Origin of the sequence: Treponema denticola (assembly GCF_024400535.1) — a bacterium.
Lineage (GTDB): Bacteria > Spirochaetota > Spirochaetia > Treponematales > Treponemataceae > Treponema_B > Treponema_B denticola_C.
Genome location: NZ_CP038800.1, coordinates 2,291,751 through 2,317,092, shown reverse-complemented (window position 1 = coordinate 2,317,092; position 25,342 = coordinate 2,291,751). Strand labels below are relative to the sequence as shown.

At 37.6% G+C, this 25,342-nt stretch carries 26 protein-coding genes and 2 pseudogenes; 15 read left to right on the top strand and 13 right to left on the bottom strand.

The features are described from left to right. Nucleotides 1–82 precede the first annotated feature (82 nt). The 4 genes from E4N78_RS10860 to E4N78_RS10845 all read left to right on the top strand — a co-directional run bounded on the left by E4N78_RS10860 (nucleotide 83) and on the right by E4N78_RS10845 (nucleotide 3,493). Nucleotides 83–1,288, top strand: coding sequence for an SPFH domain-containing protein (locus E4N78_RS10860; protein WP_255810565.1), 1,206 nt, complete (start codon nucleotides 83–85; stop codon nucleotides 1,286–1,288). Nucleotides 1,289–1,308: 20 nt separating this feature from the next. Continuing rightward, nucleotides 1,309–2,373: a TFIIB-type zinc ribbon-containing protein gene (locus E4N78_RS10855; protein ID WP_255810564.1), complete on the top strand. Its 1,065-nt coding sequence runs from the start codon at nucleotides 1,309–1,311 to the stop codon at nucleotides 2,371–2,373. Beyond that, the gene (locus E4N78_RS10850; protein WP_255810563.1) at nucleotides 2,367–3,143 is read left to right on the top strand and encodes a TPM domain-containing protein; all 777 of its coding nucleotides are present in this window, start codon (nucleotides 2,367–2,369) and stop codon (nucleotides 3,141–3,143) included. The genes E4N78_RS10855 and E4N78_RS10850 overlap by 7 nt, the downstream gene beginning before the upstream one ends. Nucleotides 3,144–3,232: 89 nt before the next feature. Further along, a complete protein-coding gene (locus E4N78_RS10845; RefSeq protein ID WP_002667363.1) occupies nucleotides 3,233–3,493 on the top strand; it encodes a SemiSWEET family transporter in 261 nt (86 codons plus the stop codon). Nucleotides 3,494–3,520: 27 nt separating this feature from the next. On the opposite strand, the gene E4N78_RS10840 is transcribed toward E4N78_RS10845, so the two are convergent. Further along, the gene (locus tag E4N78_RS10840; protein ID WP_255810562.1) at nucleotides 3,521–6,091 is read right to left on the bottom strand and encodes a polynucleotide kinase-phosphatase; all 2,571 of its coding nucleotides are present in this window, start codon (nucleotides 6,089–6,091) and stop codon (nucleotides 3,521–3,523) included. Further along, nucleotides 6,081–7,487, bottom strand: a complete 1,407-nt coding sequence (locus E4N78_RS10835; protein ID WP_255810561.1) for a 3' terminal RNA ribose 2'-O-methyltransferase Hen1 — start codon at nucleotides 7,485–7,487, stop codon at nucleotides 6,081–6,083. Before E4N78_RS10835 ends, E4N78_RS10840 begins: the two co-directional genes overlap by 11 nt. A gap of 296 nt (nucleotides 7,488–7,783) precedes the next feature. Here E4N78_RS10835 and E4N78_RS10830 point away from each other — a divergent pair, with 296 nt between their 5' ends. Continuing rightward, the gene (locus E4N78_RS10830) at nucleotides 7,784–8,476 is read left to right on the top strand and encodes a TPM domain-containing protein (protein ID WP_255810560.1); all 693 of its coding nucleotides are present in this window, start codon (nucleotides 7,784–7,786) and stop codon (nucleotides 8,474–8,476) included. Beyond that, nucleotides 8,477–9,247, top strand: a complete 771-nt coding sequence (locus tag E4N78_RS10825; RefSeq protein WP_255810559.1) for a TPM domain-containing protein — start codon at nucleotides 8,477–8,479, stop codon at nucleotides 9,245–9,247. Between the two features lie 68 nt (nucleotides 9,248–9,315). On the opposite strand, the gene E4N78_RS10820 is transcribed toward E4N78_RS10825, so the two are convergent. Together E4N78_RS10820 and E4N78_RS10815 are read right to left on the bottom strand one after the other, a co-directional pair. After that, nucleotides 9,316–9,447, bottom strand: a complete 132-nt coding sequence (locus E4N78_RS10820; RefSeq protein WP_255810558.1) for a pyrimidine dimer DNA glycosylase/endonuclease V — start codon at nucleotides 9,445–9,447, stop codon at nucleotides 9,316–9,318. Nucleotide 9,448: 1 nt separating this feature from the next. Next, nucleotides 9,449–9,835 carry a YbgA family protein gene (locus E4N78_RS10815; protein WP_255810557.1) on the bottom strand — a complete coding sequence of 129 codons (387 nt, stop codon included), beginning with the start codon at nucleotides 9,833–9,835 and terminating at the stop codon, nucleotides 9,449–9,451. Nucleotides 9,836–9,967: 132 nt separating this feature from the next. Between E4N78_RS10815 and E4N78_RS10810 the strand changes: the two genes are divergently transcribed. Both E4N78_RS10810 and E4N78_RS10805 read left to right on the top strand, forming a co-directional pair. Continuing rightward, a complete protein-coding gene (locus E4N78_RS10810) occupies nucleotides 9,968–10,777 on the top strand; it encodes a PHP domain-containing protein (protein ID WP_255810556.1) in 810 nt (269 codons plus the stop codon). Next, complete coding sequence (locus tag E4N78_RS10805) at nucleotides 10,770–11,054, top strand: acylphosphatase (protein WP_255810555.1); 285 nt, start codon at nucleotides 10,770–10,772, stop codon at nucleotides 11,052–11,054. The genes E4N78_RS10810 and E4N78_RS10805 overlap by 8 nt, the downstream gene beginning before the upstream one ends. Nucleotides 11,055–11,090: 36 nt before the next feature. Here E4N78_RS10805 and E4N78_RS10800 read toward each other — a convergent pair. Then, nucleotides 11,091–12,421, bottom strand: a pseudogene (locus E4N78_RS10800) (MFS transporter). Nucleotides 12,422–12,679: 258 nt separating this feature from the next. Here E4N78_RS10800 and E4N78_RS10795 point away from each other — a divergent pair. Further along, nucleotides 12,680–13,463: pseudogene (locus E4N78_RS10795) on the top strand (glycerophosphodiester phosphodiesterase). 39 nt (nucleotides 13,464–13,502) lie between these two features. On the opposite strand, the gene E4N78_RS10790 reads toward E4N78_RS10795, so the two are convergent. The 6 genes from E4N78_RS10790 to E4N78_RS10765 all read right to left on the bottom strand — a co-directional run bounded on the left by E4N78_RS10790 (nucleotide 13,503) and on the right by E4N78_RS10765 (nucleotide 16,516). Further along, complete coding sequence (locus E4N78_RS10790) at nucleotides 13,503–14,018, bottom strand: GNAT family N-acetyltransferase (RefSeq protein WP_255810553.1); 516 nt, start codon at nucleotides 14,016–14,018, stop codon at nucleotides 13,503–13,505. Next, nucleotides 13,999–14,493 (bottom strand): GNAT family N-acetyltransferase, encoded by a 495-nt coding sequence (locus E4N78_RS10785; RefSeq protein WP_255810552.1) that lies wholly within the window; start codon nucleotides 14,491–14,493, stop codon nucleotides 13,999–14,001. The genes E4N78_RS10790 and E4N78_RS10785 overlap by 20 nt, the downstream gene beginning before the upstream one ends. A gap of 36 nt (nucleotides 14,494–14,529) precedes the next feature. After that, entirely contained in the window at nucleotides 14,530–14,964 is a 435-nt protein-coding gene (locus E4N78_RS10780; protein WP_255810551.1) for an Rrf2 family transcriptional regulator, read from the bottom strand. 119 nt (nucleotides 14,965–15,083) lie between these two features. Further along, the gene (locus tag E4N78_RS10775) at nucleotides 15,084–15,719 is read right to left on the bottom strand and encodes an SDR family oxidoreductase (protein ID WP_255810550.1); all 636 of its coding nucleotides are present in this window, start codon (nucleotides 15,717–15,719) and stop codon (nucleotides 15,084–15,086) included. Between the two features lie 165 nt (nucleotides 15,720–15,884). After that, nucleotides 15,885–16,292: a type II toxin-antitoxin system VapC family toxin gene (locus tag E4N78_RS10770; RefSeq protein ID WP_255810549.1), complete on the bottom strand. Its 408-nt coding sequence runs from the start codon at nucleotides 16,290–16,292 to the stop codon at nucleotides 15,885–15,887. Then, a complete protein-coding gene (locus E4N78_RS10765) occupies nucleotides 16,289–16,516 on the bottom strand; it encodes a DUF2281 domain-containing protein (protein WP_255810548.1) in 228 nt (75 codons plus the stop codon). Before E4N78_RS10765 ends, E4N78_RS10770 begins: the two co-directional genes overlap by 4 nt. Before the next feature lie 80 nt (nucleotides 16,517–16,596). Here E4N78_RS10765 and E4N78_RS10760 point away from each other — a divergent pair, with 80 nt between their 5' ends. Next, nucleotides 16,597–18,075, top strand: coding sequence for a hypothetical protein (locus E4N78_RS10760; protein WP_255810547.1), 1,479 nt, complete (start codon nucleotides 16,597–16,599; stop codon nucleotides 18,073–18,075). Nucleotides 18,076–18,139: 64 nt separating this feature from the next. Here E4N78_RS10760 and E4N78_RS10755 read toward each other — a convergent pair whose 3' ends face one another. Continuing rightward, nucleotides 18,140–18,988, bottom strand: coding sequence for a mechanosensitive ion channel family protein (locus E4N78_RS10755; protein ID WP_255810546.1), 849 nt, complete (start codon nucleotides 18,986–18,988; stop codon nucleotides 18,140–18,142). A 479-nt stretch (nucleotides 18,989–19,467) separates the two neighbouring features. Here E4N78_RS10755 and E4N78_RS10750 point away from each other — a divergent pair, with 479 nt between their 5' ends. From E4N78_RS10750 to E4N78_RS10730, 5 genes are all read left to right on the top strand, one after another. Next, a complete protein-coding gene (locus E4N78_RS10750) occupies nucleotides 19,468–20,814 on the top strand; it encodes a CCA tRNA nucleotidyltransferase (protein WP_255810545.1) in 1,347 nt (448 codons plus the stop codon). Between the two features lie 38 nt (nucleotides 20,815–20,852). Beyond that, the gene (locus tag E4N78_RS10745; RefSeq protein ID WP_255810544.1) at nucleotides 20,853–21,785 is read left to right on the top strand and encodes a magnesium transporter CorA family protein; all 933 of its coding nucleotides are present in this window, start codon (nucleotides 20,853–20,855) and stop codon (nucleotides 21,783–21,785) included. Nucleotides 21,786–21,852: 67 nt separating this feature from the next. After that, the gene (locus E4N78_RS10740) at nucleotides 21,853–22,179 is read left to right on the top strand and encodes a PadR family transcriptional regulator (RefSeq protein WP_002670505.1); all 327 of its coding nucleotides are present in this window, start codon (nucleotides 21,853–21,855) and stop codon (nucleotides 22,177–22,179) included. Between the two features lie 24 nt (nucleotides 22,180–22,203). Beyond that, the gene (locus E4N78_RS10735) at nucleotides 22,204–22,872 is read left to right on the top strand and encodes a permease prefix domain 1-containing protein (protein ID WP_255810543.1); all 669 of its coding nucleotides are present in this window, start codon (nucleotides 22,204–22,206) and stop codon (nucleotides 22,870–22,872) included. Next, nucleotides 22,869–23,780 (top strand): DUF4097 family beta strand repeat-containing protein, encoded by a 912-nt coding sequence (locus E4N78_RS10730; protein WP_255810542.1) that lies wholly within the window; start codon nucleotides 22,869–22,871, stop codon nucleotides 23,778–23,780. The genes E4N78_RS10735 and E4N78_RS10730 overlap by 4 nt, the downstream gene beginning before the upstream one ends. On the opposite strand, the gene E4N78_RS10725 is transcribed toward E4N78_RS10730, so the two are convergent. Then, nucleotides 23,754–25,325 carry an NAD-dependent epimerase/dehydratase family protein gene (locus E4N78_RS10725; RefSeq protein WP_255810541.1) on the bottom strand — a complete coding sequence of 524 codons (1,572 nt, stop codon included), beginning with the start codon at nucleotides 25,323–25,325 and terminating at the stop codon, nucleotides 23,754–23,756. The genes E4N78_RS10730 and E4N78_RS10725 overlap by 27 nt on opposite strands. Nucleotides 25,326–25,342: the final 17 nt, after the last annotated feature.

The window sequence follows — 25,342 nt, the reverse complement described above, 5'->3', positions numbered from 1 at the left end:
AGCGGCAAATAATTTAAACCTTGATATTTTGACTTTTTTGTTATATCATAATTATGTAAGTTTAAATTTAAAGGAGTAAATTATGGGTCTTATATCAGCAGCAGTTGGAGCAGTGGGCGGCGGTTTGGCCGATCAATGGCTCGAAGTTATTGAAGCAGGAGATATGGGTGAGGGCGTTGTCCTTGCAAAAGGAGTTGCTGTCCGCACAGATAAACGTAACACAAACAAAAAAGGTTCAAGCGATGTCGTTTCAAACGGTTCTATTATACATGTAAATCAAAACCAGTTTATGATGTTGGTGGACGGGGGAAAGATAGTCGATTATACGGCGGAGCCGGGATATTTTAAGGTTGAAAATTCGGCATCGCCCTCCCTATTCGGCGGTCAATTCGGAGATGCCCTAAAAGAAACCTTCAGCCGTTTTAAATTCGGCGGAACCACCCCGATGAAACAGGAAGTATTTTATGTTAATTTACAGGAGATCAAGGGTATTAGGTTCGGTACTCCCAATCCATTGCAATACTTTGACAACTTCTATAATGCGGAGTTGTTTTTGCGCACCTTCGGAAACTATTCGATTAAAATAACCGACCCAATCAAGTTTTTTAAAGAAGCTTGTCCTCGTGATGCCGAAAATGTTCACATTGATGAAATAAACGAACAATACTTGAGCGAATTCTTAGAAGCCTTACAGGCTGCCATCAGTCAAATGTCTATGGAAGGCGAACGCATTTCCTTTATTCCTTCAAAGGGAACGGTTTTAAGCAAACACATGTCCGAGATTCTGGATGATTCATGGAAGGAATTACGCGGAATGGAGGTGCTTTCAGTCGGTATTGCAAGTATTTCCTATGATGATGAATCTAAAGAACTCATCAACATGCGCAATAAGGGAGCTATGCTCGGCGATCCTACCGTACGGGAAGGCTATGTGCAAGGCTCTATTGCCCGCGGTATGGAAGCGGCAGGTTCGAATCAGGCAGGAGCAGGAATGGCCTTTATGGGTATGGGCATGGGCATGAATGCGGCAGGCGGTTTTATGGGACAGGCAAGTCAAACCAATATGCAGCAGATGCAAATGAATCAAGCTGCTCAAGGAGCCGGTCAACAACAAGGCAGCGCTAAGGCAGCAGGAGAATGGTTTTGCACCGAGTGCGGCCACAAGAATACCGGAAAGTTTTGTGCCGAATGCGGAACTCCTAAACCTGCAGGCAGCGGCTGCCCTTCATGCGGTGCGGAAGTAAAGCCGGGAGCAAAATTCTGTCCCGAATGCGGAACAAAATTATAACCAACATATTGGAGAAAGATATGAGTATTGAAAATTATAAATGTCCGGGCTGCGGAGCTCCTATAAGTTTTGATCCGAAAACCGGGGGCTTTAAGTGTGATTATTGTTTTTCAAGTTATACAGAAGAAGAACTTACAAAATACATGGAAGATCTGCAAGCAAAGAAGGGTGGAGCAAATGAAAGCTCTTCCGAAGGCGAAGGTGCAGGGGACGGAAAGGTAAAACAATATCACTGCAACAACTGCGGAGCGGAAGTTGTAGTAGGGGACACTTCAAGTACGGCCTTTTGTTATTATTGCCACAGTCCCGTAGTATTATCCGATAGGCTCAAAGGAGATTTTAAGCCTGATAAGATTATTCCTTTTAAGATTGATAAAAAGGAAGCCTTAAAGCATTTTGCTTCTTGGGTGCAAGGTAAAAAGTATGTGCCTAGCGATTTTACAAGCAATAGCACAAAAGAAAAGATAACGGGTATTTATCTTCCGCATTGGCAAGCTGATGTTGTAGCTAATGTTGACTATCACGCCGTAGGCTTAAAGATTTCATCGTGGCGAAGCGGGAATACGGAGTATACAAAAACGGATAAGTATAAGATTGAGCGCACGGGAAAAATTGAGTTGGATAAATGTCAAGAGTTGGCTTTTACAAAGATAGATAAACCTCTTATCAATGCAATAAGTCCTTATGATTTGGAAGAACAAAAAGATTTTTCTCAAGGTTATCTTGCAGGCTTTTCTTCGGAGCAATATGATATTAAAAAAGAAGATGTAGAATCCGTAATAAAAAACAGGGCGGAAGATTATACTAAGGACCTTATTCAAAACTCTACCGATTACGGAGGAAGTATTGAAGATGAAGAGGATAATACTTCCTACACTGTGCAAAATTATAACTATGTTTTGCTTCCCTCATGGATACTCACCTATCTTTATAAGGGAAAAACCTATGTCTTTGCCGTAAATGGTCAAACAGGAAAAGCTACAGGCGAGCTCCCGGTAAATAAGTCTAAGCTTGCTCTTGTGTCAGGTATTATATCGGGAGTTCTTGCAGCTCTTTTACTCTTAGGCGGGAGGTTTATATGGTAGCAAAAAAGATTATTTATGCATTGATATTTTTTATCTGCATAAGCTCTTATGCAGAGACTGAAAAAAACCTTTTGGTAGATGAAGCCGGTGTTTTACAGCCGGAAGTTTTTGCTAAGATAGAAAAACATCTTAAAACCGTTTCCCAAAAGAGCGGGTCTGATGCAGTTGTTGTGATTGTTTCCGATGCGGGAGGAAAAAGTCCTCAAGACTATGCTGATGATTATTTTGATTACAATGACTATGGTCAAGGTTCCGAAAAAGAAGGAAGTCTTTTACTCATTATAACGGGGGACGGAACTCCGGGAAGCAGGTATGCTCATATTTCAACCCATGGGGACAAAACAATAAAAACTATTACCGACAGTGTTATAGAAAAACTCTTGGATTCGCTTATCGACGGCGGTTTAAAAGCGAATAATTATTCTAAAGGCATAGAGTCTTACCTTAACACTTTAAGCGGAAGATTTTATAACAGTCTTTCTCTTTTGGAAGTTGGAATGAGTTTAGGTCTTGCCCTATTAGCCTTTTTCTTTAAGTTCTCCGGAACAATAAGAAAATATAAGTCTAAGGGAAACTTTGCTCCTGCCCCGTTCTATGATGTCAGTAAAAACAGCCTAGTTTCGTTTGCAACAACCGATGACTCCTTTATTTCTACAAATACGGTATCACATATTATTCAAACAAGCAGCAGTAAGGGAAGCAGCGGCAGCAGTACTACGCACACATCTTCCTCAGGACAAACACATGGGGGCGGAGGTAGAAGTTTTTAAGTTTTAGTTAAAATTATTAACCCGATTAAACATTTTATTTAAAGTGCTTTTAATCGGGTTTATTGAATTTTGTATATTAGGAAGTGATTATGAACTCTAAATTTTTTACGATTTTAGGATGGGTTGCAACCGCAACCGCTATGGCCATGTATGTTTCGTACATTCCGCAAATAAGTAATAATTTAAACGGAATGAAAGGAAATTGGCTTCAGCCCTTGGTTGCTGCAATAAACTGTACTCTTTGGGTAACATACGGGCTTATGAAAAAACCTAAACGGGACTGGCCGATTGCCTTTGCAAATTCACCCGGCATAATTTTCGGTTTGGTTGCCTTTATTACTGCACTTTGAGACTGATTATCCGCATTGCTGCAATGTCTACAATCGCGGATCTACAGCTTCGCTTTCGAGGGCAAGAACTGCAAAGGCACTTTCATGAACTCGCCTTAAAGGTTCTTTTTTTACAAAGCGTTCAAGAGCCTCTACGCCTAAGGCAAATTCCTGCAAGGCTAGGGCTCTTTTTTTTGCTAAGCCCCTTTTCTTTAAACGGTCTAAATTTTCTTTTTCGCAATATTCGGGGCCGTAAATAATACGCAAGTATTCTTTACCTCGGCATTTGACTGCCGGCTGAACGAGGCCGTGCTTTTCTGCATGGAAGACAAAATCGAATGGTTTTATTACCATGCCTTCCCCTCCTTTTTGTGTAAGAGATAACCACCAATCTACTGCGTCTTTTATTTCATTCGCGTTTTCTACATCAACTATTTTATAGGGTGTAATTTTAAAAAGAGTTTTATCGGCAAGACATATTTCTTTTATGTTTTCCATATGCCATTCGTGATTTTTATCGGTATGCACAGCACCTTCCGTTGCCAAAATATGGAAAGGAGCGAGTTTATAATCATCTATGCTTTTTACTTCCCAACAATAATTACGGTAAGATTCAATAAATTTTTCAACCGAAACTTTTTTTTGAGTAAAAATATTTGATAAGTTTTCTGCCCCTTCAATTCCTCTTAATTTTGTGAGGTTTAAAATTTTTTCCGCTTCTGAAAGAGCGTTTATTGCAGAGGAACCTGTTGCCGCATATTGGTCATGTATAAGACTTTGGGCTTTTACAGACCAAGGCATAAGTTCCGCATCAAGACAAACCCAATCGGTACTTTGCTTTTCCCAAAAGTTTGAAAGTGTTAAGGCCTTTTGAACCTTTGTTAAAAATTCTTTTTCGATTATTGAATCATTAAAAAAGTTTCTTCCCGTGCGTGTATAACAAATACCGAAACCTTCATCTTCAATGCCGAATTTTTTTTCCGCAGTCTGTGTATTTTTGCAAACAATAAGCACAGCTCTGGAGCCCATGTGCTTTTCTTCCAAAATAATTTTTTTAACTCCGCGGCTTTTGTAATAATCGATAGCTTCAATTGGATGCTCTAAAAAATTTTCAAGGCTGCTTGTTTCCGAAGGAGACATGGTGGGCGGAAGATATATAAGCCATTTAGGGTTTACTGCAAAGCGGCTGACCGCTTCAAGGGCTGCAATGGACTGTTCTTCTCGGATTAGTATATTGTTTTTTAATCGGGTTTGAATAATCCTTCTGCCTGTTACATCTTCAATATCGAGGAGGTCATCGTTTTCATGCTGCAATGAAAATGAAACTTTGGGTTCGATAGGCCGTACAGGTTCCGAATAAACTTTTTTTGCCTTAACCGATACAAACTCCTCTTCGGGATAACGGAGGGCTGTAAGAGCTCCGCCGAAAACGCAGCCTGTGTCTATGTCAATCGTATTATTCAACCATTGCGGATTCGGAACGGGAGTATGGCCGTAAACAACCTTTGCCCTGCCGCGGTATTCGGATGCCCAATTATATCTCACCGGTAAACCGAACTCATCCGTTTCGCCGGTAGTTTCTCCGTATAAACAAAAAGAACGCACTGCCCCTGAACCGCGTCCCTGCATTTCTTCTTTTAAGCCTGCATGGGCGACAACCAGTTTTCCCGAATCCAAAACATAGTGACTGACAAGACCGTATAAAAATTCTTTTACATCGTTTTTAAATTCTTCAGATTCGTTTTCTAGCTGCTGAAGGGTTTCTGCAAGTCCGTGTTTTTCCTGTACTGCCTTTCCGTTAAGTTTTTTATGAAGCTTCATATCGTGATTGCCGGGAACACAGAGTGCCGAACCGTTCCGCACCATGCTCATAACAAGTTTTAAAACTTGAGGAGAAGCCGGCCCCCTGTCTACCAAATCGCCTAAAAAAACGGCTGTACGGTTTTCGGGATGGCTTACATTGAAGCCGTAATTTTTTTCGTCATCGTTTACCGAATCTATTTTGTAATTTAGTTTTTGTAAAAGTTCTACAAGCTCATCATAGCATCCGTGCACATCACCGATAATATCGAATGGGCCGTGCATATCGGTTTTATCGTTATAAAGTTTTTCACGGATAATTTCCGTAACGGAATTTACTTCTTCTTCCGATCTTAGAATATAAAGTTTTTTAAAGCCTTCTTTCTTTAAATTCTTTAACGAATGTTTTAAGTTCTGCATCTGATGTCTTAAAACTCCGGAAGAAATTTTTCTGTCTGTCCTCTCTTCGTTTCGTTTTTCACAAAGCTCTTGAGGTAAATCAAAAACAATTGCAATAGGAAGAACATGAAAAGAATGGGCTATGTTGAGAAGTTTTTTTCTTGCTTCCTGCTGAATATTTGTCGCATCTGCAACCGTGAGTAATCCGTTTTGAAGCCGCTTTGAAAGAATAAAATTAAAAACTTCAAAAGCATCGTTTGTAGCTGATTGATTATTTTCATCATTTGAAACTATACCTCGGCAAATATCGGAAGAAACAATTTCATATTTTTCAAAATGTTTTTGTGCAAAGCTGCTTTTACCGGAGCCCGAAACTCCGACAAGTAAAACCAGTGAGGTCTTGGGTATATTAATCTGCATATTTAAATACCGCCATCTGTGACGGAGCTCCTATATTTTTTTCTTCTTCGCCTACCGTAAAAAATTCTACGGAATAATTATTTTCATCGGCAACTCTTTTTGCCCATGTTTCAAATTCCTTGCGTGTCCATTCAAAACGGTGATCGGTATGCCGCATTTTTCCGCTTGCTAAATTTTCATATTGCACATTGTACTCGCTGTTCGGCGTGGTAAGAACTACGGTACTTGGTCTTGCAAATTTAAAAACGGCTTTTTCGAAGGCGGGTAACCTGTTTTCATCCATGTGTTCTATTACTTCAACAACGGCGGCAGCTTCAAAGCCTGAAAATCTTTTATCTCTGTACATAAGTGAACTTTGAAATAAACTAAGTTTTTCTTTTTGTTTTGGCGGCATATCCTCCCAGTGCAGTCTTTCCTTGCATTTTGTTAATTCGGAATATGAAACATCCATGCCTGCAATTTTTTCAAATTGTTTTTCTTTTAAAAGAAGCCGTATCAGTTTGCCGTCTCCGCATCCCAAGTCGATAACGCTTTTTGCTCCGCTCATTTTTAATTTTTCGGTAACGGCATTTAGTCTTTGGTCATGCAGTCTTTCCTTTTTTCCTTTTTGAAGAGGTGAATCCGATTCTTCTTCAGTTCCGGATTGAGCCGCATTTTCTTCTTCAGCCAAAATATTAAAAGCCGAACGGACAAGCGATTTTATGTTTATCAAATAGCGCGAAACTATTAAATCCTTTGAAGGATGATTTTCAAGCCAGCCTTTTCCTTTTTGCAATAATTTATCGACTTCATCCTGAGTAATAAAATAATGCTTTTCGTTATCCAATACGGGAATTAAAACATAAAGATGAGAAAGCAAATCTTTAATAGGTAATTTATTTTTTAATATGAGAGTAAAATATTTTCCGTAACCCCAGTCGGTAAATTTTGTATCGAGAATATGACGCTCGGCTTCGATACTGTAGCCTAAAGGTTCAAAGAGATTTTTAATTAAAAGCTCGCCGCCGCGGGGAGCGGGAAGAACCGAAATTTTTACAGTTAAGGAAAGAGCTTCTTCAACATATTCCGGATGCTCTTTGCAGTTTCCGTTTAAGGCACTTGAAAAGACCTTTGAAATTGCAGAACTCATAAATGAGGAAGCAACATAGGGACGGTCGTTTACATATTGGCCCAGTAAAAATTCCTTTCCCGTAAAATTTTTTGCATTGCGCACCATGCCGACAGGATCGATTTCCAAAAGCAGAGCAGCCGTTGTTTTTTCTTGGGAGTATTCGGGATAAAAAACATGAGCCTTTCCTACAGATAATTCTGCTGTCTGTAATTTATCGGGATGTTTATGCAGCAAAAAACTTAAAATATTCGAGTTATTTCCTTCAGCACTTATTGTTAAAAGCATTTATTCTTCCTTAAAATTGAACAGCTGAACAAAATATCAATTTTGGAAGCTGTTCAATTAGTACGCGATAGCGTACATACAATCTGCGATGTTTGCGTAAGCAAACTCGACGTGTTTTTCAGCCGCGCTATTTCAGCGGCTGAAAATAAACCTTCCTTAAATTTATCATAAACAGAAGGCATTTTAGCATATCGCCGATAATTTCGCAAGTAAGCGATTAACTCACTTTTTAAACAAGAATTACAAGGCTTGTGATTTTTATTAAAAAATGATAGAATAAGCCTTAGAGGTAACTTATGGAAAATAAACGGATATTAAACAAAATACATATTACTAATAAAGATTTGGATTTGATTAAAAATGCTGTTGCAGAGGCGGAAAAAACTACAAATGGTGAAATTGCTTTGGCGGTTATTCCTCAAAGTGATTCTTATTCGTTTGTAGAATTGTTTGCTGCCGTCTGCCTAGCCTTTATTTCTTTTTTTGTAATGCTTTATTTTGGCAACGGTATTTGGCAATTACTCGAAACAAAACTTTGGTATCCTTCTCCTAAGACTCTCACAGCCGTGATCGGGGCCGGTGTTTTGATTATAATGCTCCTTTTCTTTTTGCTGATAAATATTCCCGCTCTCGATAGATTAATAATTCCAAAAAAAATAAAGGAAGCAAGGGTATATGCAAGAGCTTTAAAACATTTTGTAGAATGCGGAATTTATAAGACTGCCGAAAGAACCGGTATTTTGATCTTTGTTTCTATTCTTGAAAGAAAAGTTTTTATTATTGCAGATTCCGGTATTGCCGAAAAAGTTGAGCAAAACACATGGAACGGTATTTGCGGCATAATAACTGACGGCTTAAAGTCAAAGAATACGGCAAAGAGTTTATGCAAGGCTGTAGAAGAATGCGGAAAAATTCTTGCAGAACATTTTCCTAAAACGGCAGGAAACCCGAATGAATATCCCGACGGGCTTGTGGTATTGGAGCGATAGATGACAAAAAAAATCAAGCTTTTTTCTGTCTTGTTTTTTATTGCGGCCGTTAATATTTTTTCGCTTAATGTGCCTAAGCTTAAAGGGCCTGTAAACGACTTAGCCGGTATTCTATCGGATGATAAAAAGACTGAAATAGAGAATTTTCTTTTTGAAATTGAAAAAAAATCGGATGTGCAAATAGCCGTATTAACTATCCCTTCTCTCGAAGGAGAAAATTGTGAAGAATATTCATTGCGTGTTGCAGAAACATGGCAGCTTGGCTCTAAAGAAAAAGATTCCGGTGTTTTGCTCCTTGTTGCCGTAAACGATAAAAAAATGCGTATTGAAGTAGGGTACGGCCTTGAGGCAAATCTTACCGATGCCGCTTCAGGCCGTATTATACGGAATGTAATAGCTCCCGAATTTAAAACAGGGAATTTCGGTAGCGGAATATTCCTAGGGGTAAAAGCTATTGCAGGATGTGCCTTACAGGATGAAAGTATGCTATCCAAAATCAATTCCTCTGATGATGATAGTGACGGCTTTGCTATCATCGTCGGACTTACGGCTTTATTTATAATATGGTTTATTTTTTGCAGACTTATTCCGTGCTTTTTCTGGATTTTGTACCGCTTGATAACTTTGAAGGGATTTACCGGTGAGGAATTGGTAACTAATTTATTTACTTCAAGAAGCGCGTTTAAATTTTTAGGTTCGTCGGGAGGCGGAGGCGGTTATTCAGGAGGAGGGGGCAGTTTTGGAGGCGGCGGAGCTTCGGGAAGCTGGTAGATAAAAGTATACTTAGTTGAATTTTTTATAGCAAGTTATTATCTTAAAAAAGGGCAATCCTTATATTACTATATTTCTCCCGCCACTACCGGGTGCTTTTTTCTCCAGTCCAGACCTCTTAATGCATAGCATTCCCTATGTTGCCCTAATAGCTGCTGTGCGGGTAATCTGCTTATCAGGTTTTGATGCCATAGTCGCATGTTAATTTTCCTCTTCCTTAAAAATATTTGAATTTTCTAAATATTTATTAGGATATTTTTTTAGCAAGGTTAAAAGATAGATTAAAATTTCTTTTTTATTTATTTTTCCATATTTATATAGCTCAATCATATTTAAAAAATTTTCTTTTGCGTTTTTTTCTGCGCAATTTTTAAAATAGCCCCATATGTGCTGAAGGGAATTGATTACTTCTTTTGGGTTTTCTTCAAGTTTAATGGCTTGATCAATTAGGAGCTGCACTTCATCAGGGGTTATGTCTTCTTTTTTTAAAAGCTCTCTTATATCCTTATAAATTTTTTGAGACTTGCTTAAAACCAAATACTTGTTTTGCGCCCAGAGCTTTTGGCTGATTTTTTTATTATCATTCATTAATCTTATCTTTAAATCTTGACTATAGCATGGGATTCATTTTTTTTCAAGCATTTTTTCACAAAATTCCATATTTTTGTATATAGTTTCTCCGATTGACAAAGGCTTCTATAATAAATAAAATTAAGACCGATGAAAACGAATAATTTGATAAGCAATTTTCACACCCATACTTATTTGTGTAAACATGCTGAAGGGAAGCCGATCGATTATGTAAAAGAAGCGATTAAGGCCGGCTGTTCGGCTCTAGGTTTTTCAGACCATTGTCCCTATCCCGATTCTTCATGGGATTATTGCCGTATGGGAGAGTATGAGGTAAACCTCTATAAGAGCATGGTAGAGGAAGCTGTCATTGATGCTCCTTTTCCCGTATATTTCGGTTTTGAGTGCGAATGGCATCCCCGCTATAAGAGCTGGTACAAGGACTTTTTGAGGGAGGAACTGAAGTCCGATTTTTTGGTTTTAGGTTCTCACTGGTATGATGTAGGCGGCCGCTTGGAATATGCTCCAACCCTTACAAAAAAAGAACTTTTCGGTTATATTGATTTTACGATTGAAGGAATGGCATCAGGTCTTTATAATTTTTTAGCCCATCCCGATCTTTTTTTGGCTGATGTTTCAAACATAGATTCAGACCATCTGGCTTGTTCAAGGACCTTGATTCAGGCGTCCGTTGATCTTGATATGCCGATAGAAATAAACGGATACGGTACCTTTAAAAGAAAAATTGAACGCGCCGGGCGCGATGAGTTTATTTATCCGGTCAGGCAATTTTGGGAAATTGCTTCAGATATGGGGGCCAGAATTATCTGTAATTCTGATGCTCATTTCCCTGAGCATACTATTTTGGGCTGCAGGAATGCAATGGCCTTTGCAGAGAGTATAGGGATTAAGGTTCAAGATACTGCCGAAGCCCTAGGTTTCAGGATTATCAATGGATAAGGAGACTTTGAGAGCCCTTCATATTATAGTCAAAGGAAGGGTTCAAGGAGTGGGCTTTCGGTATTGGACCCGTTCTCTTGCAAAGAGCCTCAATGTAAAAGGGCGAGTCCGCAACCTTGCCGATTACTCCGTCGAAATTATTGCCGAAGCCGATACCGATACTTTGGGAGAATTCGTTTATGCTCTCAAGCACGAGCATCCTTATGCCCGTGTTGAAAGCCTTAATTCCGAAGAGATAAGGCTTAGAGGTTATACAGACTTTCGGATTGAGGTATAACAAAACTAAACCTGCCGATTGAGCCTCGTAAAAAAATTATTCTACCTTATCGTGCTTTTCTCCGCGGGTAACCTTTCCCATCATAAGCCATGCGAGGAGGAAAAAACATGCACAGTATACAAAGACTGCTCTGTGCCCTGCAAAGTCGATTATAAGACCTGCAAGGAAGGGGGCCATTATTGCAGCTCCTTGAGAAAATGTATAGTATAAGCCTGTGTAAAGTCCTATGTGAGCGAAGCCTGCCATCTGCCAAAGCATGGGGAAGGAGTTTGCTATTATACAGATCCAAAAAATACCGAACACAAACATTAGGCCCCAAAAAAGGTATTTTAATTGTCCTCCGGCAAGGCCTAGCATACCTGCAATTTCGGTTAAGAAAAATTGAGCTAAACACAAACTTGCAACAACAACCAAGGCGATTCTTATCATTCTTTTTCGTCCCCACTTACTTGCAGCATAACCCATTGGAATGGCTGATAGGGCTGAGGCTATTCCTACCATTCCTGCGGCAAAGGCTCCCTGTCCTGTCGATACACCGAAATGTTTTATACTGTACTCGGCGATGTATGGCAACATTCCCTGATAGCCTAGGAACCATAAGAAAAGCGAAACAAGAACAAATAGGGTACTTTTATCGGGCTTTTCCTCATCTTCAATTTTCCTTCCTGCCAATACGGTTTTCATTGCCTGTATAAACGGCACTTTTTTTTCTTCTTCATTTTCAGGAGAATCAGGCAGTGGAACATTTTTTCCTTTTACAAAAAGAAATAGCATTAGGGTTGCAAGGATAACCAAAAAACCTGCTGCCGGAAATGAAAGGACATCCTTTGTATGCCCTATAATGGGAAGGACAGTATCGACATCCATTAGGCGGGCCAAAAATAAGGTTCCCACTATTGCTGCAATGTTTCCCATGGTATTTATAACTCCGTTACCTTGAGAGCGGAATTCGGCAGGAACAATGTCAGGCATTAAAGCTATTACGGGCCCCCGCACCGATTGCTTAAATAAATTCAGCAGGGCAAGAATAATTATCAATGCCGCCAAAGAATTTTTTGCTGCATATGGAATAAAGCTAAAAGTAATTGCCGACAATGGAAGCAGAATTAAAATCCACGGCATTCGTCTCCCTATTTTTGTTCGGGTTCTATCCGACCATGTCGAAACGATGGGGATTAATAATATTGCCAGCACATTATCGAGAGACATCAATATTCCGACAAGCCATTTAAATGGAATATAACGGCTTAAAAAAAAATCGTTACATAACTGTCATACAATGGATCCATGAGCCCCATCGTAAAAAATCCTGCTCCGATTAAAAAAGTTATCGGAAGGTATTTTCTAAATCCTTCTTTTTGTTTCATAGCTTCTCCCATAAAAACTTTTTGCAGCAAATATTAATTTGCGAAAAAAGTTTTTTCAAGTGTGTGCAGGAATGCACACACATACAATAATGCGATGTTTGCCAAAAGGCAAACTCGGCAGATAAACAGTGAGGCAGAATTTCTGCCGAGCTGTTTATCGTAACTCCTTATAAATTTTATCTCTTAACAGTATAAACTATATTTGCTATAATAGCTATAGTAAAAATAAAGATTATTTAATTTATGAGGAAACGGAATATGCATAAAGAAATTTTGCCTAATGCAAAAAGGCCTCTTCTTTTTTGGTCATCGAGGAGTTTCAAGTTTAGCTCCTGAAAATACTATTGCCTCATTTAAGAAAGCTGTAGAGATGGGAATCCCCGGAGTGGAGCTGGATGTGCATTTAACCAAAACCGGAGAACTTGCGGTTATTCATGATTCCTCAATTAAGCGTACAGGAAGAATTTATGAAAACGGAAAAATTATCGAGGCTCCTAATCTAAAAGTTGAAGATTTATCTTGGGAAGAATTACAAAAATATGACTTCGGTATTTGGTTTTCAAAAGAATATGAAGGCGAAAAACTTCCTTTGCTTTATGATGTGCTTAAACTTTTAGGCTCCGATATCTATGTCGATATAGAAATAAAAATAGATAACTTAAAATATAAGGGAGTTGTAGAAAAAACCTATCAGGTTTTAAAGGATATTTTAAAAGTTTTACCCGAAAATCCTCAGAGATTTTTGGTTTCTTCTTTTAATCCATTTGCTATAAGATATTTTTCAAAGATATGTTCGGATATTCCTACAGCCTTAATCTATGATAATCATCCCGATAATCTCTTTTTTTTAAAAAAGGGTAGGGGGCTTCTATTTTGTAGACCTGATATTTTAAAACCTTCTTATAAATGCTTTACGAAAAAGAAAAATAAAGAATCTTGGTGCTGGACTGTTGACGATAAAGAAAAGGCCTTGGATCTTATCAAAAAAGGAGTAACGGGAATTATATCCAATCGCCCTCAGGATATAAAGGAGAGTTTATAAATTCTTTAAAACAAGATTAAGGTTTTTACTTGTATCGGCTTACTCCATGGCCATTGTATAAATATTGGATTCAAATTCCATGTCCGTATTGCGTTTTTTAAATGCTTTTGTATCTTGTATTTTTAATCCGCATTTTTCCATTACTCGGCACGAGGCTTTATTTTCTTTTGCAACTGTGCAATAAAAATTACGCACTCCTAATGAGTATGCAAAATTTATCAAAGCTTTTACCATCTCGGTCGCAAGCCCTTGTCCCCACAAGTCTTTTTTTACTGTATAGCCGAAGCCCCAATGATCTTTTGGTCCTTCCGTCCCTAAGCAGCAGGTTGCAACAGGTTCTCCCGTGTTTTTACAAACAGCAATAAAAGGATATTCGTCTACCCATTCGTCAATATCATAAATTACCTTTCTAAGTTCATCGCCGTTTTTATAAGGTTGATCTGCAAGATATTTTCCGTTTTCCGGATCGCCCCAAAGCTTTGCTGCAAAATCCGCATCGTCAAGTGTCATACTGCGTAAAATTAGCCTTTCCGTTTCAATATCTTTTGTTTTCATTTTTTTCTCCATGTCTTTTATTCGTGCAGAGGGTTGTTGATTCGATAATTTGAATAAATCCGCGTTTGTTGTACCAATTTATTGCCGTTTTATTTTTTGATTCGACATCAAGATAAATTTCCAAATCTTGATTTTTAAAATAGTTTATAACTCTATTTATAAGAGATATTCCGATTCCGCATTTTTGATATTTTTTTAGAACCGCAATAACACTGATGTAAGCCGAATTTTCTTTTATAAAAGAAATAATAAAACCTGCATACTCTTCATTATATTTTGCAATAAAACAAGAGGCGGGATTAAAAAGATCTATTTTATACCAATCACTTTCCCATGCCTTATCGCAAAAGGCATCGGCATAGATTTGAGGAATAATATCTTTGTGCTCAAACTCATTAAATTCTTCGATTTTAATGTTTTTATTTTTATTATCCAAAAGTTTTTTAGGTATTCGATATTTAGTCCAGTCCGGCATCTTGTTGCTCCTTAAAATTAACTGTTACTTGCCCAATTAAGATATTTGAATGTCTTTAATCTTGTTTAAAATACTTTGCAGTGTAAATGAATTTAATTTTTTTTCGAGGGTGGTTTGAGCATCCAAAAAATAGCCGTCAAGCAAGAGATTTATTTTTTGTGCAACAGGACATTCATTCGGCGGTGTGTCATGTATTTTAAATAGTTTTCCGTCTTTTATTGATTCTACTGCATTAAAGATATCGAGGAAGCTGATTTGAGCTGCCTTTTTTTTTAGTGCAATACCGCCTGTTCCCTGAGTAATTTCTATAAGGCCTGCATTTTTTAATGCACTCATAAGTTTGCGTATAACTACAGGATTTGTCTTTACACTTTCAGCAAGAAAATCGCTCGTTACCTTGCACTTATCTTTAAAGAATTCAACGCAGAGTAGGATATGAATTGAAACCGAGAATTTTGTTCCTATTTGCATAAGCCGTCCTAACCGAATATCTTTTCATTTTATACTAAAACTATATAAGATACAATAGGTCATTTCTAAAAATTGATGTTTTTAGGTACTCACAATAGGACGGCTATTGAATCGTTATTTTATAAACTTACAACCGAAAAATTATCTTGAATGAATTTTCCATTTTCTACTTCATCAATCATAGCGATGGCGTAATCGGCATAGCTTATTGTGCTCTCTCCATTCGAGTTGAATGGGAGATCTTTACCTGCAAGTTTATATTTTCCGGTACGTTTACCTTCTGGTTTAAAATCTAAGGGCGGTGATAAATAAGTCCACAAAACATCTTTTCTTTCCTTTAATTCAAGAAATGCATTCGTTTCTGCCTGTGCTAGAGGACGGAATTCTTCAGGGAAATTAGGAGCATTAAGTAAGATTGTTTTATGCTCCTTATCTGTATAAAGGCAACCCGCTCCTCCGACTATTAAAAGCCGGATTTTAGTATTTTTTAGGCAATCACATAAATGCCTTAACGAAGTGATGTGCCGGTCAAAGGTTTCAGGTGTCCATGCTCCAAAGGCATCGATAACCGCATCAAAACCTGCCAAATCTTCAGGTTTTAGATCAAATAAATCTTTTTGTAGAACCTTTACCTTTTCATTTTTAGCACAAGGCTGACGGATGATGGCTGTTACATCGAAGCCCCGCATTACAGCTTCATTTGTAAGACAATGACCTTGTTTTCCATTTGCTCCAATAATTGCAATCTTTTTCATTAGAACCTCCAATGTTTTAATATTATAGATGTAACTATTATTGTTACATCTATAATATAAGCTTTTTTAGATGTAATGTCAATGGTTACAATTAAAATTTTCTAAATTCTTTTATAGATTTTATTTGAGATTTATATATAGTTTTTTTTATTTACAAATTATGAATTACACGGGTATGATAAAATCTTCATTATAATATGGGATCAATGAATCATGAGTCATGAGAAACATATTTTCTACTTCTGCTTGGCAAATTAACATGCGATCAAAAGGATCATTGTGCAATTTTGGTGCATTTTTAGAATAAGTAAGTGTTCCAAGTGCAATCACATGACTTGGTTTTATATACAGGCAAGATAAATTCGCTTTAAGGCTTAGCTTATCCAAATGTTCCCCCGAAAACTGAAAAGAGTCAGGGTGTTTTAAATATTTAAGTTGAGCTTCCCAAATATTTATTGCGCTGTAAAAAATCTCATTTTGAGGATTGAGTATAATTTTTCTAGCTTTTTGAGAAAGTTTTTCATCATTCCGATGCAGCCATATTAAAATATGTGTATCCAATAAGACTTTCATATGGATTCTCCGAACATATCAATTATTTCGTCATCATATGCGTTTATGTCATCAGGTATTGGAAATTTTCCCTCTGCAAGTCCTATAATAGGAGTTTTTTTTGAAAGGTGATTTTGATTTAAAAAGGAAATCTTATACTTTAATAGTTCAATATATTCCGCCACAGATTCAAGATATTCTTCCGGCAGCGTTTTCAATTCTTTTTCTAATGTGCTATAACTCATGTTCTCCCCCTTATCCATTCATTATATCATATTTTTCAACGGTAGTATACTAATCCTCATTTTTTTACTATAATGTATATATGAAAACTACTAAACTATTTTCTTTATTTTTAATTTTGGTGAGTCTGTTTGCTTTGTTGACAGGCTGTGCTAGTATGTATGTCCGCGGTTCAACTCCCGTTCAAAGAGCTGTATCCGCTGCAGATCTTCTTATTGCCGGCAATGTATCGGATGCCTACATAAAGGTCTATAAAACCGAGTCCGCTAAGGCTGAACGCTCTATTATGGATATGATCAGTAAGGCGGAAAGAGATGACATATATTATGCAGATATTGCAGATAATATTTCCGATTGGATGCTGCTTTATAGCCGTGTTACTACTCTTCAAAGAATGTATCCCGAAGGTTTACGTGGAAAGAAAGAAATCGCTGTTTTTGAAGCTAGAGATTACAGCGAGCTGAAGGACATTTCTTATACAAGGGCAACGGAAGCCCTTTATAATGAAGCCTTGCGTATTGTACAAATGCCGGGAAACGATCCTAAAAATATTTCTAAAGCATTGGCAAATTTAAAGCGTGCAAAAAAGTACTCCCGCCATATGGATGATGAGATAAATTTACTGGGTGCGGATACGGCTTATAATGCTGCAGAGGCTCTTGCTTATACAAATAAGCCCGATAATCTTCTTCAAGCATCCGAATACTATATGCTTGCAAATTCATGGATTGCCGGGCATAAAGGAGCTTTGGAAAAAAGCCGTCTTGCAAAAGAAAAAGCTGCTTATCTTTATATAGAAGAGGGTAGCTATAATCTGAGGCTTAACAATTATACGGCCTTCCGCCATGCAAAAGCCTATTTTCAAAAAGCAGAAAAGATAATTCCAGGTATAGCTTCAAAAGAACTTGCAGAGGTAGACCAAAGACTTATACTCAGACTAACTATTGTACTGCCGGGTGATAATTATAATGATGTAGATAGAATACGGCGGGCAATAAATTCCGAATTTGCTTCTTCAAATTCGGGGCCTGAAATTATTAAAGTAAATTTTATCAAAGGCGGAACAAATTCTATTTTTAACTTTATAGATATCAGAGATGCTGATTTGGTGCTTATGCCTTACGAAAACTATGGAAAGGTTAAAGAAACATATGGGCCTGTAAATACTGTAAACAAAGATGTGTCAAATACTATAAATGGAATTGTATATACAGGTACGGTAACGGAACAAAGTCAGCTTGTTACAGTTTATGCTCAAAACGATTTTGTGTTATACGATATTAGAACATGGAGAAAAACTGAACTGCGTTATTTTAGCAATGAAACAAAAAAAATCTCTAAAAATTTTATAGTAAGATATTATGGCGGAGCTCCCGAAGCAAAACCGGCTGATTTTGATCCCGGATTTTTATATGAAGCGGGACAATATAAAAAATTCTTTCCTGAATTGATGACTGAAAATAATTCTATTAATTTGATTAACAGTAACGGCCGTCTTAGTTCAAGCGGTAAGGAGTTATGTGATGTAATTAAGAATCTTCAATATACAGAGCGGAGGTAATTGAAATTAGATTCTTATTTTGGAATCAATTTCTTTTCTTTATACTAAATATGAAAAAGCCGAACTATTTTATTTCTGATGCAGTTTGATTCGATTTTCCTGATTTGATATAAACATCCATCTGTGGAAACGGAATATTTATTTCGGCTTCTTCAAATAGCTCTGCTATAAGTTTAAATACCGAGTTTTTTATTATAAGAAAGTCTTCATTTAATCCCCAAGCATAGAAAGCTATTTCGATACCGGAATCCGCATAGGCAGACCATATAATGAAGGGTTTCGGATCTTTTAGAATTTGAGGAACTCTTTCGGGAATTTGCATAAATACCGATTCGACTTTTTCCATATCGCTGCCGTATGCTATACTTACCTTTGTTTCAATTCTTCTTATAGGCAGGCTTGAATAGTTGATCAGGTTACCCTTTATGACTGCTTCGTTCGGAATCCGGACTATGTTTCCTTCAATAGTTTTTACACGAATGGCCATAAAATCGATTGATTCCACATTGCCTGCTATGTCTCCAAGCTGAATCCTGTCGCCGACCTTAAAGGCTTTTTCAGCAAGGACAAAGAAACCTGAAATTATGTTTGATATCGAAGTTTGAGCTGCAAAGCCTATTGCGACACCGGCAATACCGGCTGCTCCGATAAATGTACTTATGTTTATGCCTATTTTCTTGAAGATGGTAAGAAGAATAACTGCGAGACAGGTGTATTGGAGAATCTTTGTTATAAGGTTTTGAACCGCAGGACTTACCTTGTTTTCCGTAAATTTTCTGACAGATTTAATTATAATTTTAAAAAAAATATATATAATTAAAATTACTCCTAAAAAGGATAAGATCGACATGAGGGCGGTAATGGTAAAAGTTTCCTTAAAAAAGGTTTGTATTTGTTCAAGATTTATACTCATTGTATAAATTTAACAAATTTTTAAAAAAAAGCCAAGAGCCGATTCTGTGTATGTATATTCCTATACCTTGAGTTTTTCTATATTTTATGCTATAACTAAACCATGATAACGAAATTTTCTGGCGATTTACAATTTTCTCGTTCTCTTATCTGGGCTTGTAATGCAGTAAAAAATGTTATCCTAAGTTTATCCACCTCCCTCAATTTTTCTATTAAGTAAAATATTTCTAATCAAAGCTTATAATACTTATTTTTCTCGATCTAAAAACCGCAAGGCTGAATTTATTCGGTGGAGATACAAGCGTAAAGGTAAAGATATTAACAACAAGCAAAAGTGGAAGTGGCTGCGTCTTTTAAAAGACTTAGCCTTGATATTGATAAAATAGCTGAAGGTATAGGCTTGAGCCGATAAAAATAGAAGCTCTGTAGCTTAAAAAAGCCTATAGACAGGTTCTAAATTTTTGTGTAAACTTTACCCCTATGCGCTATCCTGTTTCAAAAAAAATGAGTGAAATTGCTTCCGTTTTTTTCAATGCCGGTTTTTCGGCCTACCTTGTGGGCGGAGCTGTGCGGGACTGGTTTTTAGGAAAGCCGTGCAAGGATTACGATATAGCTACGGATGCCGAACCCAAGGAAGTTCAAGCCCTTTTCCGTAAGACGATTCCCACGGGGATAGCCCACGGTACGGTTACTATTCTTTACAAGGGCGAAAAAATAGAATGTACCACCTTTCGCTGTGAGGCCGATTATTCCGACGGAAGGAGGCCTCAGAGCATTAACTATGTCCGTTCAATAGAAGAAGATTTGAGCCGCAGAGACTTCACTATGAATGCAATAGCAGTTTCTTTGAAGGACGGCTCCATTATTGACCCATTTGAGGGCGTAAAATCAATAAAATCAAAAACCATTAAAACCGTCGGCTCTCCCCTTGACCGCTTTGGGGAAGACAGCTTGAGGCCTATCAGAGCAATCCGCTTTGCTTCACAGCTGGGCTTTAAGATAGAAGAAGAAACCTTAAAAGCGATTCCTTTAAGTATTGAAGTTTGCAAAAAAGTTTCGATAGAAAGGTTTCGGGACGAATTCGTTAAAATGCTTTTAAGTGAGCATCCTATAATTTCTTTAAGGATCTTGGAGGATACGGGGCTTTTAAAAGTCTTTTTGCCCGAGCTTTCGGATTGCCGCGGGGTTGAGCAAAAAGGAATGCACTCCTTCGATGTGCTTGACCACAGCTTTTTAAGCTGCGATGCCGCTCCTCAAGATAATTTGATTGTGCGATTGGCTGCTCTTTTCCACGATATAGGAAAGGTAAGTACCAGAGAAAAAAATGAATACGGCGATTATACATTTTATAAGCATGAGGCAGTTTCGGAAAAACTTACCAAAAAGATAATGCAGCGTTTAAAATTCCCGAACAAGGAAATTGAAGAGGTTTCTCATCTGGTGGGGCTTCACATGTTTCATTATACGGAGGATTGGAGCGATGCTGCCATCCGCCGCTTTATAGTCAGAGCCGGAGTAGAAAATATTCCGAATCTCTTCGATTTAAGAAGGGCCGACGGTTTCGGCATGACGGGACAGGCTCCCAATTTAAGCAATTTGGCGGCCTTTAAAAAAAGGCTTGAAAAAGTCATAGCCGAAGATTCTGCCCTGAGTTTAAAAGATCTGGCCGTCGGCGGCAGAGAGCTGATGGAAATCGGAATTCCTGCAGGCCCTAAGCTCGGCATAATCTTACAAAAGCTATTTGAAGCCGTTCTTGAAGACCCTTCACAAAATACCAAAGCCCAACTTTTAAAAATTGCGGCTGCAATAAATTCCAATTTAAGTTAAATTATTGATATAATATAAAAAATATGATAAGCTAAGATATGTTTGTAAAATTAGATGCAGAATTGACGCCGATTGATCCTCGGACCGAAAAAATAACGGGACCTGTTGCGGGCTATATAAAATTTAAAGAACTCATCGAGCTTCAAGGGCTTTTAGGCCTTGATCCTCTTTTTATCGAGCAATGCAGCGATTTTTCCCAACAAAATACCCTGGGTGTTTGGGAAGACTACAGTTTCGGCGTTATAAATATAGTCGAAATGGAAAACATTTTTAAAGACCGCGATACGATAGGGCTTTATATATCAAAAAATCTTTTTTTGGCCATAGAAATTATCGACAAGGATTACTCCGCTCAAAAAGCTTTTGAAGCTGCCTTACAGCAAACTATAGTTCGTGAAAGAAACATTCCGCGTATTCTTAACCGTTTTTTTAAAGAGCTTATCAAGTCCCATGCCGGCGTCTATTACCGTTTTAGAAAAAAAATATCGGAACTGGAAATGAGGGTTTGGGAAAAAATAGAAGAAGACAGTAACTTTGAATCGGAGCTTTCAAATATCAACAATGAGCTTTTAACCCTCTTTAGCTATTATGATCAGTTGGAAGATTTTTGCCAGGAGCTGGCCGAAAACGAAAACGAAATTTTTACCGAAGAAGAATTGACAATCATAAACCTGCTTTCCAAAAGGGTAGAGCGTTATGGAGCAAATATCCGTATTTTACGGGAGTATTCAAATCAGCTACGGGAATCCTATCAAGCTCAGCTGGACCTGCACCTAAATAAGATTATGAAAATCTTTACGGTAGTAACTACAATCTTTCTTCCTCTGACTCTTGTAGCGGGCTGGTACGGTATGAACTTTACCCACATGCCCGAACTTTCATGGAAGTACGGCTATATTACGGTTATAATACTGAGTATTGCCATCGTTGTTTTAGGACTTTGCTGGTTTAAAAGGAAAAAACTGATATAAAAATTCTTATTGCCTAATTTGCTTTAGATACCTTGACAGGTTATGTATATTATATTATAATATACTTATGTTAAACAAGCAGGAGATATTACGCGGACTTACCGATACGCTTATTTTAGGCCGGCTGTATTCTAAGGACAGTTACGGTTATGAAATAAATAAACAAATTCATCAAAAGAGTTCATCCTTATTTCAACTTACCGAAGCAACATTGTACACTGCCTTTAGACGGTTGGAAGCGGCAGGACTTTTAACTTCCTATTGGGGTGATGGCGATACGGGTGCCCGAAGGCGGTATTATTCAATCACAAAAACGGGGAAAAAGTTGTACCGTGAAAATGTAAACGATTGGGAAGAATTTTCCGCTGCTATTTCCGGTTTACTTGAATTATAGGGATTATATGGATAGGAGAAGAAAATGAACGAAAAAATTAAAAACTATGTAGGGCTTCTTTTTGAAGGAGTCCCTCAAAGCCGCAAAGCTATTGAGCTGCGGAATGAAATTTTGGCAAACTTAAATGATAGGTTTGAAGCATTGCTCGCAGAAGGCAAATCCGAACATGAGGCTTACGGGTTTGCTATTGCAGGACTTGGAGATGTCGATGAACTTATTAAAACGGTTTTACCGAATAAAGAGATTACCGAAAAAATCGATAAAGAACGCAAACGGAAGGGCTTTCTTACCTCAATTGCCGTAGCACTGTATATTCTTTCGCCTGCCGTGCTTATTTTTCTGTCAACATTTCATTATGACAATATTGGTGTTGTGCTGCTGCTTTCTATGGCGGCTGTTGCAACCTCCATTTTAATTTACGCAAATATGAGTACTCCAAGTGAAGTTCAATCTTATTTCAAAAAAGAAGAAAAAGTATTTTCGTATGATAATTACGGGACTAATAAAAACTATTTTTTAACATCGCTTGAAAAATTTTATTGGACATTAGTTCCGCTCGTTTATTTGGCGGTAAGTTTTTACACACACGCATGGCATATTTCATGGCTTATTTTTATTGCCGCCGTAGCTGTTTGGCAAGGCGTAAAATTGCTTATTATTTGGTCTAATTATAAAGATGAGGAAAGCAAATGAAAAAAAATATTATTTTGGCACTTGCATGGTTTTGTTTGGCTTTTGCAGTTATTGCTTTTTTTACAAATGAATTACGCAGATTTAACCGGTCGGGATATAAAGATTTTATGAGGTTCGGCATTATAAACGGAAAATTTAATCCACATACTTCCGTGTTAAAAGAAATGCAATTTGATATAAACGAAATACGTTCTATAAAAGCATCGCTTATAAGTGAAGACATAAAATTTATTCCGAGTAACGATGATAAAATTATAGTAAAAATTATCGGCATCGAAGAAAATAAAAAACCTCCCGAAATAAAAAAAGAAAATGAAGACATCCTTATTACGGCTTCTAAAAATGAAAAAAAAAGATTTTTTTTCGGTTGGAATTATTCGAATAGAATCGAAATCTCCATACCGAGTGCCGAGTTATATGTTGCAAAGAATACCGGAAACGGTATGGCTGAAAATACAATAAGTGCATTTATCGAAAGCTCTTCTTCGGATATTAGGATTTATGACATTACACTAAAGAATTTACATTTTAAAAGTGTCAGTGGTGATGTGATTTTTAGAAATTCCAAGATTGAAAATCAATTTGAATTTAATACAAGTTCAGGCGACATAAAAGGTGAAGCATCTATTTGCGGGTTTACCGGAACTTCCGTATCGGGAGATTTTAAATTAAGGTTTTTATCCGCACCTAAAAACGATTCTACATTTAACAGTACTTCAGGAGACTTTTCAATATATTTACCTAAAGATATAACCGGCTTTTCATGCGATTTTAATTCATCTTCGGGTGATTATAAAAATTATTTTACCGGCTCTTCCGCCGAAAAGAAAATATACGATGTCTATAAAACGGACAGCCCGCGATTTTTTATAAAAACCGTTTCAGGAGATTGCAGAATTAGAAGTTAAAATATCCCTAAAGCAGTCCTTATCATAAAAATTGTTTTCATCGGGGCTGTGATCGTCATACCAAATTTGTGCATAAAAAGGAACCTTCTTTGCCTGTTCATCAAAATTCCATGGGGGACATGCACATTCGGGACACCAGTGCCCTGTTTTTAGAACGAGGAAGGGGCTCGCTTTAAATTTGTGGCCGTAAGAACAGCTCCATTCAAGCGGAGTGTAGAGGTCTCCCTTTTTCATTTCGGTGCTTAAGCATTCGCCGCCCCTAAAACGGGCAGCCTCACGTACATCGCTTATATCGAGTTCGTTTTCTTTTTTGGATTCGTCATAGCCGTGATTCAGCAAAAAAGAAGCGGCTTTTTTTTCATCTTTTAATTCGGAATAGTTCAGCATTTCTCCCGTTTTCGGATTTTTGTTTTCCGATAAAAGGTTGTATTCTTTCCACTTTTGAGGGATTTTTTCAAAATCTTCTTTCGAGCCGAAAAAAGCCCTTATTCTGCCTTCAAAATTGTGCTTAACCCAATAGAGAGGAGCATTGCTTGTTTTTAAAAGAGGTTCTATGGCAAATTTTCTAATAAGACGCGGAAATGGTTTTCCCAGCTTAAAATACCAAAACTTTTTATCGAGTTTTTTAAAAAAGTCCTCAAAGCCTTCATATTGAAAGTCAAGATAATCATTTAAAATACGTGAATCATAGAACCAGCCGCAGTGAAAATTGCGGGCCGCATTCCAATGGGGCTTAAAAATCTCCTTTGCCGATCTGCCCATGAGCTTAAAGCCTCGGTCGAGGGTTTCATAACCGGTAACCCGTGCTTCTTTTCCGTTTCCTATATTGTAGACCTTCTTCCAAAAATCTTCGGGTAAGGTGCCGCCTGTATCTTTTTCGATGAGGTTTTTAAGCATGAGACCTGAGGTGCGGGCTGTTGCCCATTCGATTGGAGTATTCCAGCCTGTGTGGAACATAAGGCCGTCATCCATGTTTTTAAGCATAATATCATCGTATAAAACTCCCGACTGCCTTAAAGAAGCCCAATATTTTAAGCTCGATTCTATTACTTCCCTCTCGGCCATAATCTTCGTAGCACCGTAAAAGTCAAAGGCTGAACCTATTAAAGGGTCTCCGGTTCTTATCCATGGGTGTTTAAAGGTTCTGTTCCCATATTGGGCGACCGTTCCTATATGAATAAATTTTATTCTGTCTTTTTGGGGCCGTTTTTTTACGGCATTTATTAAATTTAAGGTGCCCAAAAAGTTTGATTTATAGCCTGCATCGGGATTGTGGTCGATTACGGGAGGAATTATCGCTGCACAATGGATTATATAATCGGCATTTTCGACGGCTCTTTCGCAGTCGGCAAAGATTGATAAGTCTCCGAAGATAATTTTTAAAATATTCGGATATTTTTTTTGCAAAGATTTTGCTAAACGTATATTGGCTTTTTTTTCCCGTAAGATTACGGTAATATCGTGTTTTCCGGTTTCGGCAATTTGTTTTAAAACTTCAGAGCCCATGGAGCCTGAAGCACCGGTAATTAAAATAGTCTTTTTCATGTGCTCATAGTATAAAA